The organism is Streptomyces sp. NPDC096324 (genome assembly GCF_044763015.1).
Taxonomy (GTDB): Bacteria; Actinomycetota; Actinomycetes; order Streptomycetales; family Streptomycetaceae; genus Streptomyces.
Window position 1 is genome coordinate 830,735 of the sequence record NZ_JBIWFK010000002.1, and the last position, 14,327, is coordinate 845,061.

Below are 14,327 nucleotides of genomic sequence, written 5' to 3' on the forward strand. Positions count from 1 at the left end.
ACTCCCCGTAGGCGTCCACGTGCCGAGCGCTGATCAGTCCTCGTAGGCGTCCAGCGGCGGGCAGGAGCAGACGAGGTTCCGGTCGCCGTACGCCTGGTCGATGCGGCGCACCGGCGGCCAGTACTTGTCGGCGGCCGAGACACCGGCCGGGAAAACGGCCACCTCGCGGCTGTACGGGTGCTCCCAGTCGCCGCCGAGTGCGGCGGCCGTGTGCGGCGCCCCGCGCAGCGGGTTGTCGTCCACGGGCCACTCGCCGCCGCCGACCTTCTCGATCTCCGCGCGGATCGCGATCATCGCGTCGCAGAACCGGTCGACCTCGCCCAGGTCCTCGGACTCGGTCGGCTCGATCATCAGCGTGCCGGCCACCGGGAACGACATCGTCGGCGCGTGGAAGCCGTAGTCGATCAGACGCTTGGCGATGTCGTCGACGCTGACGCCGGTCGCCTTGGTGAGCGGACGCAGGTCGATGATGCACTCGTGCGCGACCAGACCGCCGGGGCCCGTGTACAGCACCGGGTAGTGCGGCTCCAGGCGCTTGGCGATGTAGTTGGCGGAGAGCACGGCCACCTGCGTGGCGCGCTTGAGGCCCTCGCCGCCCATCAGCCGGACGTACGACCAGGAGATGGGCAGGATGCCCGCGGAGCCCCAGGGAGCGGCCGAGATCGGGCCGACGCCGGTCTCGGGACCGGCCTCGGGCTGGAGCGGGTGGTTCGGGAGGTACGGCGCCAGGTGCGCGCGCACACCGACCGGGCCGACGCCGGGGCCGCCGCCGCCGTGCGGGATGCAGAAGGTCTTGTGCAGGTTCAGGTGCGAGACGTCGCCGCCGAAGTGACCCGGCTTGGCGAGACCCACCAGGGCGTTGAGGTTGGCACCGTCGACGTAGACCTGACCGCCGGCCTCGTGCACCTGGGCGCAGATGTCGGCGACGTGCTCCTCGAACACACCGTGCGTCGAGGGGTACGTGATCATCAGCACCGACAGTTCGTCGCGGTACTGCTCGATCTTGGCGCGCAGGTCCTGGACGTCGATCTCGCCGTCGTCCGCGGTCTTCACGACGACGACCTTCATACCGGCCATCACGGCGCTGGCGGCGTTGGTGCCGTGCGCGGAGGACGGGATGAGGCAGACGGTGCGCTGGTCGTCGCCGTTGGCACGGTGGTAGCCGCGGACGGCCAGCAGACCGGCCAGCTCGCCCTGCGAACCGGCGTTGGGCTGGAGCGACACCTTGTCATAGCCGGTGACCTCGGCGAGCTGGTCCTCCAGCTCGTGGATCAGCGTCAGGTAGCCCTGCGCCTGCTCCGCGGGCACGAAGGGGTGGAGCTGCCCGAACTCGGGCCAGGTGACCGACTCCATCTCGGTGGTCGCGTTGAGCTTCATGGTGCAGGAGCCCAGCGGGATCATGCCGCGGTCGAGCGCGTAGTCGCGGTCGGAGAGTTTGCGCAGGTAGCGCAGCATCGCCGTCTCGGAGCGGTGGTCGTGGAACACGGGGTGCGTGAGGTACGCGTCGGTGCGCAGGAGCGCGGCCGGCAGGGTGTCCTCGGTGCTCGCGTCCAGCGCCTCGATGTCGCCCTCGACACCGAACGCGCTCCACACGGCGGCGAGGTGCTCGCGCGTGGTCGTCTCGTCGCACGAGATCGACACCTGGTCGGCGTCGACGGGGTGGAGGTTGACGCCGTTGGCGCGGGCGGCGGCCACGATCGCGTCGGCACGGCCCGGGACCCGCACGGTGAGCGTGTCGAAGTAGCCAGCGTGGACGACCTCGACACCGCCGGCGGTGAGCCCGGCGGCCAGCACCGTGGCGTAGCGGTGGGTACGCCGTGCGATGGTCCGCAGGCCCTCGGGGCCGTGGTAGACGGCGTACATGCCGGCCATCACGGCGAGCAGCACCTGAGCGGTGCAGATGTTGCTGGTCGCCTTCTCCCGGCGGATGTGCTGCTCACGCGTCTGCAGGGCGAGGCGGTACGCCTTGTGCCCGTCGGCGTCCACGGACACGCCGACCAGGCGGCCGGGAAGGCTGCGCGCGAACTGCTCGCGGACCGCCATGTAACCGGCGTGCGGACCGCCGAAGCCCATCGGCACGCCGAAGCGCTGCGTCGTACCGACCGCGATGTCCGCGCCGAGCTCGCCGGGCGAGGTCAGCAGGGTCAGGGCGAGCAGGTCGGCGGCGACGGTGACGACCGCGCCCAGCTCGTGCGCCTGCTCGACGATCGGCTTGATGTCGCGTACGGCACCGGAGGCGCCGGGGTACTGGATCAGCACGCCGTTGATCTCACGCCCGGCGAGGTCGGCCGGGATGCCGTCGGCGAGGTCGGCGACGACGATCTCGACACCGGTCGGCTCCGCACGGGTCTCTATGACGGCGATGGTCTGCGGCAGCGCGTCCGCGTCGACCAGGAAGAGGCCCTTCTTGTTCTTGCCCATGCGGCGGGACAGCGCCATGGCCTCGGCGGCGGCGGTGCCCTCGTCCAGGAGGGAGGCGCCGGAGGTCGGCAGCCCGGACAGCTCGGCGACGACGGTCTGGAAGTTCAGCAGCGCCTCGAGACGGCCCTGCGAGATCTCCGGCTGGTACGGCGTGTACGCGGTGTACCAGGACGGGTTCTCCATGACGTTGCGCAGGATCACCGGCGGCGTGAACGTGCCGTAGTAACCGAGGCCGATCATGGAGCCGAGCACCTGGTTGCGGTCCGCGAGGGAGCGGAGTTCGGCCAGTACCTCGGCCTCGGTGCGCGCGGCCGGCAGGTTCAGGGCCTCGACGTTCTTGATCACGTCCGGCACCGCGGCGGCCGTCAGCTCGTCGAGCGAGCCGTATCCGACCTGCGCGAGCATCTTGGCCCGTGCTTCGGAGTCGGGTCCGATGTGGCGCTGCTCGAAGGGAATTCCCTGTTCGAGCTCGGAGAGCGGAATGCGAGGGGCGGTCATGGCGGAGGCCTCCTGGTCTGACGCGACCTTCGAGGGGCACCCCGGCACGGGTACCCCGACGGCCTCCCCCTCTGTCATCTCAACCTGAGAGTTTCACCGGATGGTCCCGTGGACGATCCGGCTTTCACCGTCGGTGAGAGCGGAGGCCATCGACACCCGCTCTGCTTTCCAGAGTGACCTCGTCCGTGCGGTACGTGAGCCTGAGAGATTCCGGGGAGGAGTTGCTCCTTCGGCGCCTCCGGTGAAACCCGGAGAACTCTCCCGCACGGGATCAGCAGCCGCTTGCCAGCCTACCAGCGAGGACAAGGCGACAGCCTTCGAGTGGCCGCCTTCACAAATGTGCTCTTTTGTAGTACTTACGGATGAGTTTGCGACCACTGGAGGGACCGTGCAGACCGACATCGATCCGCGCAACCTGATCGGCCGCAAGGCGTTCGACAGCAACGGCACCAAGATCGGCACGATCGACGAGGTGTACCTCGACGACGCGACCGGCGTCCCGGAGTGGGCGGCCATACGCACCGGGCTGTTCAGCAGGGACGCATTCGTGCCCCTGGAGCCCAGCGAGATCGTCGAGGGGACCCTGCGCATCCCCTTCGACCGGGCCCTGATCAAGGACGCCCCCGACTTCGGCGTCGGGCGCCATCTCTCCCCCGAACAGGAGCTCCAGCTCTACCACCACTACGGCCTCGACGTGGCGTCCCCGCCCCCACCGGACCGCGACTTCGGCCGGCTCGCGGGCTCGGAGGACACCTGAGCCCCCGCACCGGGACCGCGCGTCCCGGCCGCTGACAGGGAAGCCCCGGGGCCGGCCGACGGCCCGTCGGCGCCCTCGGGTCTTCGCTCCACCAGCGGCAACGGGTCGGCCGGTTCGAGCCGCGGATCGTCCGTCCGGAAGGTCCGCACCCGGCCGGGCTCGGAGTACGGCGTCTCGAACCGCACCGTGACCCGCCCCAGCCCGCTCCCCTGCACCCAGCCGTGCCCGTACTCGGCGTGACACACGTCGTGACCGGAGGGCCATCTCCGCTCGGCGGGCGCCGCCACATCGGCCGCGGCGGTCACCTCGGCCGACTCGTCCCCGGCATGCTCCTCGGCCACCGGCTCCCCCACGGCCGCGGCCTGCGCCTGCGCGAACAGGTCCTCCTGCGTGTAGTCGGCGAGCCCGGACACGCCGACCCCCAGCAGCCGGACGCCGCCGGTCGTGTCCACGCCCTCCAGCAGCCGGGCGGCGGCCTCCCGGACGACGCCGGGGTCGTCCGTGGGCCCCCGCAGCGTCTCGGACCGCGTCAGCGTCGAGAAGTCGTAGCGGCGGACCTTCAGCACGATGGTCCGCCCCGACAGGCCGGCCCGGCGCAGCCGCCGCACGCACCGGTCCGCGAGTCGCTGCACCTCGAGCTCCACCCGGACCCGTTCGTGGATGTCCACGTCGTACGTGTCCTCGACCGACACGGACTTGGTCTCCCGCTCGGCCACCACGGGCCGCTCGTCGTGGGCCAGCGCCATCGCGAACAGCGCGTGCCCGTGAGCCTTCCCCACGAGCCGTACGAGCTCGTCCTCGCCCGCCTCGGCGAGCTCCTCGACGCTGGTGATGCCGGCCCTGCGCAGATGGTCGCCGGTGGCCGGCCCCACACCCGGCAGCGTCCGCACCGACATCGGCCCCAGCAGCGCCCGCTCGGTGCCCGGCTCGATCAGGACGAGACCGTCGGGCTTGGCCTGCTCCGAGGCGATCTTCGCCACCATCTTGGAGGCCGCCAGACCCACCGATCCCGTGAGTCCGGTGACGGCCCGGATGTCCGCGCGCAGCTTGACGCCGGCCAGCCGCGCCGACGCCTCGTCCCACGCCGCCCCGCCCGCCTCCAGGTCCACGAACGCCTCGTCCAGGCTCAGCGGCTCCACCAGCGGCGACAGGGCCCGCAGCAGCCCCATCACCTGCTCGCTGACCTCGCGGTACAGCCCGAAGCGCGGCACGAGATAGGCGGCGTTCGGTGCGCGCCTACGGGCCTGGGCCATGGGCATCGCGGAGTTCACCCCGAAGACGCGTGCCTCGTAGGACGCCGTGGCGACGACTCCACGGGGTCCGAGTCCGCCCACGACGACGGCCTTCCCGCGCAGGCTCGGCTTGGACGCCTGCTCCGCGGAGGCGAAGAAGGCGTCCATGTCGAGATGCAGGATCGTGGGCGCGGTTCTCACATCTCCGATGCTGCCCTACGCCACTGACAATGCCCCGGGTCACCGGGGCATCGCGTCATCGGACGGGGCTCACACCGCACGGTTGCGCCTGCGCGCCAGTTCGTCCGCCGGATTGTGCGCGAGGAGTGTCTCACCGGTGTCCACGCGTTCTCCGTGCAACTGGGACAGGGCGCCCTCGACATCCCGCCACACCACGCCCACGGCGATGCCGAAGATGCCCTGGCCGCCCTGGAGCAGCGCGTGGACCTCGTCCGGGGAGGTGCACTCGTAGACCGTCGCGCCGTCGCTCATGAGCGTCATGCGCTCCAGATCCTGGAAGCCGCGCTCCCTGAGGTGCTGGACCGTGGTGCGGATGTTCTGCAGCGACACCCCGGTGTCGAGGAACCGCTTGACGATCTTCAGGACCACCACGTCCCGGAAGCTGTAGAGACGCTGCGTCCCCGACCCGTAGGCGGGACGCACGCTGGGCTCGACCAGTCCGGTCCGCGCCCAGTAGTCGAGCTGCCGGTAGGTGATGCCCGCGGCTGCACACGCCGTGGGTCCCCGGTAACCGACCTCCTCGGGAACCGTCCCTCCCTCGTCGGGCACTGCTGCCGACCGCAGCGGAACATGTTCGGCCGCGCTGCCGTGATGGGGGCGCCCCCTGCTCGAGCCGAGCCGAGAGCTTGGGGGAGGGTACGGGCCGCTCTCTCCCGGACCGTGTCCGGGAGCACCCCCAGCCGTACCGTCGCCGCTGCTTCTCACGCCGACCTCCGTCCTTGACCTGCCTTCTCGACGGTAGGCAGTCACCAGGGGCGCGTCAACGATCGCCACACTCGGCACGCCGAGTGATTATCACCCTAAGAGTGGTTTCCCGTGCCCTACCGCGGGGAAAGGCTAGCCGAATGCTCTCGGCGCGGGCCGCGGCACACCACACTCGCCGCGGGCAAATGCCGCCCGAAGCAGGTCTCCGCCCGACCGGCTCACTGGCTGTTGGTGCCGAAGTCCTCGGGCGAGATCTGGTCGAGGAACTCGCGGAACTTCTCCACCTCGTCCTCCTGCTCGTCCGGGATCGCGATTCCCGCGTCGTCGAGGACGCCGTCGCTGCCGTAGATGGGCGTTCCGGTACGCAGCGCCAGCGCTATGGCGTCGGACGGTCTGGCACTCACCTCGACCCCGCTGGCGAAGACGAGCTCGGCGTAGAAGACGCCCTCACGCAGGTCGGTGATGCGTACTTCGGTGAGTTCCTGGCCGACGGCCTCCAGCACGTCCTTGAACAGGTCGTGGGTCAGCGGTCGGGCGGGGGCCATGCCCTGCTGAGCGAAGGCGATCGCCGTCGCCTCCCCCGGTCCGATCCAGATGGGGAGGTAGCGGTCGCCTCCCACTTCACGCAGAAGCACGATCGGTTGGTTGGAGGGCATTTCGACCCGGACACCTACGACATCGAGCTCGTTCACACAGCAACCCTAGGCCGTGCCCGGGACGTTTGGGTAGTCGGGCACAGAACGGGTGGACGATCCACAGCCCGCGCCGGTGGCGCGCATCAGCGCAGACGCACGCCCAGCGCGGTCTGCACGAGCGCCGCGTGCAGCTTCACCGTCAGGCCCGCCAGTTCCTTCGTACGGGCCTCCGCGTGCGCCCGGGTCTGCGGATTGCGATGGCGCCGCAGAGGGGCGACCACCTGGTCCACCAGTCCCGCGTCCCGTTCCGCCGCGGCCTTCATCGCCCTGAGATGGCGCGGCTCGATCCCGAAGCGTCCCAGCTCGACGACGAGCGCGGCGACGGTCACCGCCTCCGCGTCGTAGACACCGTCGGGCAGGGGGCCGATCAGTCCGTAGGACTCCCACTCCTGGAGCTGCTGCTCACCGATCTCCGCGGCGGCCAGCAGCTCCTCACGGCCCACCCGGGCCACTGTGGGGCCCTCGGGCTCGCCGTAGAGCTCCTTGACGGGTTCCTGCTCCCCCGCGTCACGCTGGCGGCCGACGGAGGGCAGACGCACCTGCTCACCGCGCGCCATCGCGTCCAGATGCTCGCGGATCACCTTCAGCGGGAGGTAGTGGTCGCGCTGCATCCTCAGCACATGGCCGAGGCGCTCGACATCGTCCGGGCTGAACTTGCGATACCCCGACGGGGTCCGCTGCGGCTCGACGAGCCCCTCCGACTCCAGGAACCTGATCTTGGAGATGGTGACTTCGGGGAACTCGTCGCGCAGCAGACTCAGCACCGCGCCGATGCTCATCAGCCCACTGTCCGCGGCGGCGGTGCCGCTGCCGGCACCGCCGCTCGGTGTTTGAAGCATGGACATTCCCTCGGTGGCCCCCCGGACGGAGTTGGGGGAGGGTCAGATGCCCCGCTGGCTCGCGTAGAAGACCAGCCGGTACTTGCCGATCTGCACCTCGTCACCGTTCGACAGAGGGACCTGGTCGATCCGCTCCCGGTTGACGTACGTGCCGTTCAGGCTGCCGACATCGGCGACCGTGAACGAACCGTCCGCGACGCGACGGAACTCCACGTGGCGGCGCGACACCGTCACGTCGTCGAGGAAGATGTCGCTCTGCGGATGACGCCCCGCCGTGGTCAGCTCACCGTCCAGCAGGAAGCGGCTGCCCGAGTTGGGGCCACGGCGCACCACCAGGAGCGCCGAACCGACCGGCAGCGCGTCCACGGCCGCCTGTGCCTCCGGGGAGAGCATCGGCGAGGGCGTCTGGCCCGTCACCTCGGCGTCGTAGGCCTCGATGCCGGAGATGGAGATCGTGGACGTCGTCTCCGACGGACGCTCCGGTCCGCCCCGCAGCGGCGCACCGCAGTTGGAACAGAACCGGCTGTTCTCCGCGTTGCGGTTCCCGCACCTCGTACACACCTGGGCCGACATGGACGGATCCTCCTGCCGCGGCTGCCCACCTGGGGCATGGGACGCATACGGGTCGGAGGCGTACCCTCCGCCCGCGCTCGAGGCTGACGGTTCTCCGAAACCTATGCGGCCGGGCTGGCCAGGGTCAACAGACGACGCGCCCTGACCAGCGGGACCGCCGACCTGGTCCCGGAACAGCGGACGGTCGCCGCTCTGGGACTCCGCGTCCCCTTGGCGCGGTGCGCGATGGCGGGCAGCCGCGTTGTCGCCGCTGTCCTCTCGCGAGCTCTTGCCGAACAACTTCGCAAACAACTTCACGGGCGATTCCCCTTGACCGAAACAGACCCGCCCGTGGGGCAGGACGAACCCTGATTGAACACACCGGTCGACCCGGACATCCTCACAACGTCCGTATCCACCAGACAGTTTCCACCACGCACCACCCATTCGGTGCGCCGACCCCCCGCAACCTCCTGCCCTCGCCCGACGGCCGGCATCCGACCGCCGTTCACCGGGAGGACGACCGAGCGTAGTCAGGCCGCTCCGCCGCTCGCAAGGCATCTACGACGATCTTCGTCGAGCGGTCCACCGTGACGGTGGCCTGCTCCTTCTCCAGTGTCTGCACCACGCCTCCCGGGATGTTCAGCGCCGGCTCAAGGTCCTGCGGCTTGCCGATGACCTTGAAACGATAGGGCTGGGTGATCTTGTTCCCGTCGACCTTCACTCCGCTCCCGGAGTCGGACAGATAGGTACCGGCGACCACGCGCACCCCGTTCACCTGGATCGCCTCCGCACCGGCGGCGCGCAGTTCCTGGATCGCGTCGAGCAGCATGTCCGCCTTGACCGTCCCCTTCGGGTCGTCGATGGTCAACGTGATGCCGGGCCCCTGAGCGGCCACGGTGCCCGCCAGAATGCCGAGTTGCTTCTCCTTCTCGACCGTCTGCTTGCGGGCCTCCTCGGCCTGGTCCGAGCTGTTCTCCAGCTCGGTGCGCTGATCCTCGAGACCCTGCTTCTCGTCCTCAAGACGCTGAGTCCGGCTGTCGAGTTCATCGAGAATGCGCACGAGATCTTCCTGGCGCGCACCGCGCAGCGCGCTGTCGCCGTCGCTGTTGGACGCCACCTGGACGGCCAGGCCGAATCCCAGCCCGAACAGCAGCACCGCGACGATGAGTTGGGCGCGCGACACCCGCGGCGGCCACAACCCCTTGACCAGCCGCTGACGGCCGGACAGCGACGGCACGCCACTCTCCTCGGCCGCCTGCGGCTCAGGCTCCTCCGCGGCCGCCGGGACCTCTTCCGGCAGCTCCCTGCGCAGTGGGTTCTCGGGGGTCCGGGATTCGTTCTCGTCGCTCATCGGCCTCACGCCCGGAACACGTGCCGGCGGATGGCCGCGGCATTGGAGAAGATCCGGATGCCGAGGACGACCACGACACCCGTGGAGAGCTGGGCACCCACACCCAACTTGTCGCCCAGGAAAACGATCAGCGCGGCGACGACCACGTTCGACAGGAACGAGACCACGAAGACCTTGTCGTCGAAGATGCCGTCCAGCATCGCGCGCAGACCGCCGAACACGGCGTCGAGCGCCGCCACGACGGCGATCGGAAGATAAGGCTCGACGACCGCCGGAACCTCGGGCCGGACCAACAGTCCAGCCACGACTCCCACGACGAGGCCCAGTACGGCGATCACGGTGTGCCCTTCTCTGTTCTCGGCTCTGCTGTACGTACGATCACACTCGGTGCGGCGGACAAGCGGACGTCCCCCTCGACGGAGATGCCGGTCCTGATGCCGTAGTTCTCCTGCAGGGCATGCAGATACAGCCCGTCGGCGCTGTTCTGGAACCTGGTGCTGAGCCGTTGGCCGTCCCCCACCGCGAGCACCGTGTACGGCGGCACCAGCGGCTTGTTGTCGACCAGTATCGCGTCACCCGCGGCCCTGATGGCCGACAGAGCTGTCAGCCGCTGCCCATTGACGGAGATGGCCTCGGCGCCCGACTCCCACAGTCCGTTGACCACGCGCTGCATGTCACGGTCCCGCACCCGTCCGGTGTCGGAGAAGCCCGAGGTCTCCCGCGGATTCGTGCCGTCACCGCCCGTGCTGGCTTCCTTGGCGTCGTTGACGACAAGTTTCACGCCCGGTCCGTGCACATCCGTGGCACCGGACAGGACGCTCACCAGGTCGGCCTGCTCATCGCCGTCCTTCTTCAGCGCCGCTCGCTGGCGGGCGCCGACATCGGCCCGCAGCGTGTCGACACCGCTCTCCAGCTTGTCCGCGGCCGTCGTCTCGCGCTCGATGCGGTCGATGAGCTCCTGGCGCTCCTTGGCCACGACGGGGGCGGCGAGCCGGGCGTTCGCCGCTCCCAGGGTGACCACGAGCGCGGCGAGCACCAGACCCGCGGCGAGACCCGCCTTGGCCCTGAGCGTCTTCGGCAGACCGCCGGCGCCCTCGGCTTCCTTGCGGGCGGCCGCTTCGGCGTACCCCTCGTCGAGGCTGTGGTCCATGACATTGGTGAGCAGCGACATGGAGGCGTCCGGGCGCGAGGGGCGCGGAGCGCTGCTCCGAACGGGGGGCTGCTGCGGCATGCCGCACATCGTCGCACGTCGCGGGTGCTACCTCCGAATGGCCCCACCAACGTGCCGGACAGGCCCCCTTGGGGGCACTTGTCCGACACGTACGGGTGAAGAAGGTTTCAGCGGCCGTGAAGAAGGGTTCAGCGGCCCGCGCTGTCCACGACGGCCGCCCACTCGTCGAGCAGAGCCTCCGCGGAGGCGTCGTCCGGTCCTTCCGCCCACAGATGGGTGACGGCCTCGGCGGGGTCCGGCAGCACCATCACCCAGCGCCCGTCCGTCTCCACGACACGGACGCCGTCCGTCGTGTCCACGAAGCGGTCACCCGCCTCCTCCACGACCCGGCGCATGACCAGACCCTTCACGGCCCACGGAGTCGCGAGATCCCGCTTGAGGACGTGCGCCCGCGGAATCCGGGCGTCGATCTGGCTGAGCGTGAGCTGTGTCCGCGCGACCAGACCGATGAGCCGTACGAAGGCCGCGGCGCCGTCGAAGACGCCGCTGAACTCGGGAATGATGAAGCCGCCGCGCGCGTCGCCACCGAAGATCGTCGACTCCTCGCGGCCGACCCTGGTCAGGTCGTCCGGTGACGTGGTCGTCCACTCCACCTGCGTGCCGTGGTACGCCGCCACCTGTTCGGCGATCCGTGTGGTCGTGACCGGCAGCGCCACCCGCCCGCTGCGCCGCTCCGCGGCCACCAGGTCGAGCATCACGAGCAGGGCCCGGTCGTCCTCGACGATCCGTCCCTTCTCGTCGACGAGGGAGAGCCGCTCGCCCACCGGGTCGAAGCGCACTCCGAACGCGGCCCGCGCGGACGCGACGATCTCGCCCAGCCGCACCAGGCCGGCCCGCCGTGTCTCGGCCGTCTCGGTCGGCCTGGACTCGTCGAGGCCGGGATTGATGGTCAGGGAGTCCACACCGAGCTTGCCCAGCAGGCTGGGCAGCACCAGTCCGGCACTGCCGTTGGAGGCGTCGACGACCACCTTCAGACCGGAATCCGCGATACCGGTGGTGTCGACATTCCGAAGCAGCGATCCCGTGTACGAGTCGAAGACACTGCCGGGGAAGTGCAGATCGCCGATCTCGCCGGGGAAGGCGCGCCGGTACTCCTGTCGCGCGAACACCCGGTCCAGCTTCCGCTGCCCGCCCTGCGACAGGTCGGCGCCCTGCCCGTCGAAGAACATGATGTCGACGGAGTCGGGCACTCCCGGAGTCGTCCGGATCATGATTCCACCGGCACTGCCCCGGGCCGTCTGCTGCCGCGCCACGGGCAGCGGTACGTTCTCCAGGTCGCGTACGTCGATGGCGCTGGTCTGCAACGCAGAGATCACCGCTCGCTTCAGTGCGCGGGCACCTCGGGAGTGGTCGCGGGCCGTGGTGACGGTGGAGCCCTTCTTGAGGGTCGTCGCGTAGGCCCCCGCCAGGCGCACTACCAGTTCAGGGGTGATCTCGACGTTCAGGATCCCGGAGACGCCGCGGGCGCCGAAGAGATGGGCCTGACCGCGCGACTCCCAGATCACCGAGGTGTTGACGAAGGCGCCGGCCTCGATGGTCTTGAAGGGATAGACGCGGACGTTGCCCTGAATGATCGATTCTTCACCGACGAGGCATTCGTCGCCGATCACGGCGCCGTCCTCGATGCGAGCGGCGCGCATGATGTCGGTGTTCTTTCCCACCACGCAGCCGCGCAGATTGCTGTGCTGACCGATGTACACGTTGTCGTGCACGACGGCCCGGTGCAGGAACGCGCCATTCTTGACGACGACGTTGGAGCCCACGACGGTGTGCTCGCGGATCTCGGCGTTCGCCTCGACCTTGGCGTAGTCACCGATGTAGAGCGGCCCGCGCAGCACGGCGTCGGGGTGCACCTCGGCGCCCTCTGCCACCCAGACGCCCGGGGAGATCTCGAACCCGTCGAGTTCGACGTCGACCTTGCCCTCCAGGACGTCCGCCTGGGCCTTCACATAACTCTCGTGCGTGCCGACGTCCTCCCAGTAGCCCTCGGCGATGTAGCCGTAGACGGGCTTGCCTTCCTTCATGAGCTGGGGGAAGACGTCGCCGGACCAGTCAACGGAAGTGTCTGCCTCGACATAGTCGAAGACTTCGGGCTCCATGACGTAGATGCCCGTGTTCACGGTGTCCGAGAAGACCTGGCCCCAGGTCGGCTTCTCCAGGAAGCGTTCGACCTTGCCTTCCTCGTCCACGATGGTGATGCCGAATTCCAGCGGATTGGGGACGCGCGTCAGACAGACAGTGACGAGCGCGCCCTTCTCCTTGTGGAAGTTGATGAGTTCCGTGAGGTCGAAGTCGGTGAGGGCATCACCGGAGATGACGAGGAAAGCGTCGTCCTTCAACGCCTCCTCGGCATTCTTGACGCTGCCGGCAGTACCGAGTGGCTTCTCCTCATTGGCATAGGTGAGCTCCATGCCGAGCTCTTCACCGTCACCGAAGTAGTTCTTGACCATGGAGGCCAGGAACTGGACAGTGACGACTGTTTCGTTGAGCCCATGCCTTTTCAGCAGCCTGAGCACATGCTCCATGATCGGGCGGTTCACCACCGGCAGGAGCGGCTTGGGCATGCTCGAGGTCATCGGGCGAAGGCGTGTGCCTTCGCCTCCGGCCATCACGACGGCCTTCATGTCGGAAGCGTCCTCCTTGAAGAGACGACGGTACAGCCGACTTCACCCGTCCTGATTGTCCCGCAGATTTCGGGCGGGGGCCATCGGGGCACCACTCCCGCCCAATCGGGCCGAGCTCAATCGGTCATCGTGTCCGCCCGGATCAACCGGCGGACCTGCACCACGTAGAGGACTCCTGCCCACCAGTAGAGGGTTGTACCCCATCCGGCGAACGCCCATCCGAAAATAGCGCCGATTGTCGCGATCCAGCCGCTGGCGTCACTGAGCAGCAACAACGGGAAGGCGTACATCAGGTTGAAGGTGGCCGCCTTCCCGAGGAAGTTCACCTGCGGAGGCGGATAGCCGTGGCGCCGAAGGATCCACACCATCACCAGCAGAACCAGCTCGCGTGCGACGAGAGCGGCCGTGAGCCAGATCGGAAGAATCTCGCGCCAGGTGAGTCCGACGAGCGTCGACAGAATGTAGAGCCGGTCGGCCGCGGGATCCAGCAGCCGGCCGAGGTTGCTGATCTGGTTCCAGCGCCGGGCGAGCTTGCCGTCCAGATAGTCGCTGATACCGCTCAGCATGAGAACGAGCAGAGCCCAACCGTCGCTGTTGGGGCCACCGAACTCCGGCCTGAGGATCAACCACAGGAAGAGGGGCACGCCGGCGAGGCGCGCCATGCTGAGGATGTTCGGGATGGTGAGGACCCGGTCCGTCTGAACGCGGGTCTCCTGGACCTCCACCCGGGGGCCTCCTGTGGGAAACGAGCCAACGATGCCCCCTGACCTTACCCGCAGCCCCGGCGCCCCAGCGCAGAGGGGGAGGCAGAAGCGAGAACGTCTTCCGGTGACTCTGCCGGAAAACAAAAAAGCTCCGGCTCTCGGGATAAATCCCGAGAGCCGGAGCTCTAAAATTTGTTCGGCGGCGTCCTACTCTCCCACAGGGTCCCCCCTGCAGTACCATCGGCGCTGTGAGGCTTAGCTTCCGGGTTCGGAATGTAACCGGGCGTTTCCCTCACGCTATGACCACCGAAACACTATGAAACTGTCAACCGGAGCCGAGGCCAATACGGCTACGACGGTTGTTCGTGGTTTCAGAACCAACACAGTGGACGCGAGCAACTGAGGACAAGCCCTCGGCCTATTAGTACCAGTCACCTCCACCCGTTACCGGGCTTCCAGATCTGGCCTATCAACC

Annotated in this window: 12 protein-coding genes, 1 rRNA gene and 1 riboswitch; of the genes, 1 reads left to right on the top strand and 12 read right to left on the bottom strand. The window is 68.8% G+C overall.

The annotated features are described in order from the left end of the window. Positions 1-33: 33 nt before the first annotated feature. Positions 34-2,919 carry an aminomethyl-transferring glycine dehydrogenase gene (gene gcvP, locus ACIQ7M_RS07425; protein ID WP_403640842.1) on the bottom strand — a complete coding sequence of 962 codons (2,886 nt, stop codon included), beginning with the start codon at positions 2,917-2,919 and terminating at the stop codon, positions 34-36. Positions 2,920-3,097: 178 nt separating this feature from the next. Continuing rightward, positions 3,098-3,193, bottom strand: a riboswitch (glycine riboswitch). Positions 3,194-3,307: 114 nt separating this feature from the next. Between gcvP and ACIQ7M_RS07430 the strand changes: the two genes are divergently transcribed. Beyond that, the gene (locus ACIQ7M_RS07430) at positions 3,308-3,676 is read left to right on the top strand and encodes a PRC-barrel domain-containing protein (protein ID WP_351866066.1); all 369 of its coding nucleotides are present in this window, start codon (positions 3,308-3,310) and stop codon (positions 3,674-3,676) included. Here the strand turns inward: ACIQ7M_RS07430 and ACIQ7M_RS07435 are convergent. The 11 genes from ACIQ7M_RS07435 to rrf all read right to left on the bottom strand — a co-directional run bounded on the left by ACIQ7M_RS07435 (position 3,601) and on the right by rrf (position 14,163). Next, the gene (locus ACIQ7M_RS07435) at positions 3,601-5,109 is read right to left on the bottom strand and encodes a DNA polymerase IV (RefSeq protein WP_403640845.1); all 1,509 of its coding nucleotides are present in this window, start codon (positions 5,107-5,109) and stop codon (positions 3,601-3,603) included. The genes ACIQ7M_RS07430 and ACIQ7M_RS07435 overlap by 76 nt on opposite strands. A gap of 69 nt (positions 5,110-5,178) precedes the next feature. Continuing rightward, entirely contained in the window at positions 5,179-5,853 is a 675-nt protein-coding gene (locus ACIQ7M_RS07440) for a MerR family transcriptional regulator (protein WP_355769690.1), read from the bottom strand. A 218-nt stretch (positions 5,854-6,071) separates the two neighbouring features. Beyond that, the gene (locus tag ACIQ7M_RS07445; protein WP_006123076.1) at positions 6,072-6,545 is read right to left on the bottom strand and encodes a bifunctional nuclease family protein; all 474 of its coding nucleotides are present in this window, start codon (positions 6,543-6,545) and stop codon (positions 6,072-6,074) included. Positions 6,546-6,631: 86 nt separating this feature from the next. Next, positions 6,632-7,387 (bottom strand): MerR family transcriptional regulator, encoded by a 756-nt coding sequence (locus ACIQ7M_RS07450; protein WP_403640848.1) that lies wholly within the window; start codon positions 7,385-7,387, stop codon positions 6,632-6,634. 42 nt (positions 7,388-7,429) lie between these two features. Then, positions 7,430-8,386 (bottom strand): FHA domain-containing protein, encoded by a 957-nt coding sequence (locus ACIQ7M_RS07455; protein WP_355774923.1) that lies wholly within the window; start codon positions 8,384-8,386, stop codon positions 7,430-7,432. Between the two features lie 61 nt (positions 8,387-8,447). Then, positions 8,448-9,293, bottom strand: a complete 846-nt coding sequence (locus ACIQ7M_RS07460) for a DUF881 domain-containing protein (protein ID WP_403640851.1) — start codon at positions 9,291-9,293, stop codon at positions 8,448-8,450. A gap of 5 nt (positions 9,294-9,298) precedes the next feature. Next, positions 9,299-9,631: a small basic family protein gene (locus ACIQ7M_RS07465; protein ID WP_003988855.1), complete on the bottom strand. Its 333-nt coding sequence runs from the start codon at positions 9,629-9,631 to the stop codon at positions 9,299-9,301. Then, entirely contained in the window at positions 9,628-10,533 is a 906-nt protein-coding gene (locus ACIQ7M_RS07470; protein WP_355774929.1) for a DUF881 domain-containing protein, read from the bottom strand. The genes ACIQ7M_RS07465 and ACIQ7M_RS07470 overlap by 4 nt, the downstream gene beginning before the upstream one ends. A 119-nt stretch (positions 10,534-10,652) precedes the next feature. Beyond that, positions 10,653-13,148 carry a mannose-1-phosphate guanyltransferase gene (locus ACIQ7M_RS07475; protein ID WP_355774932.1) on the bottom strand — a complete coding sequence of 832 codons (2,496 nt, stop codon included), beginning with the start codon at positions 13,146-13,148 and terminating at the stop codon, positions 10,653-10,655. Positions 13,149-13,264: 116 nt separating this feature from the next. Next, complete coding sequence (locus tag ACIQ7M_RS07480) at positions 13,265-13,873, bottom strand: CDP-alcohol phosphatidyltransferase family protein (RefSeq protein ID WP_403640855.1); 609 nt, start codon at positions 13,871-13,873, stop codon at positions 13,265-13,267. A gap of 173 nt (positions 13,874-14,046) precedes the next feature. After that, a 5S ribosomal RNA gene (gene rrf, locus ACIQ7M_RS07485) occupies positions 14,047-14,163 on the bottom strand. Positions 14,164-14,327 lie beyond the last annotated feature (164 nt).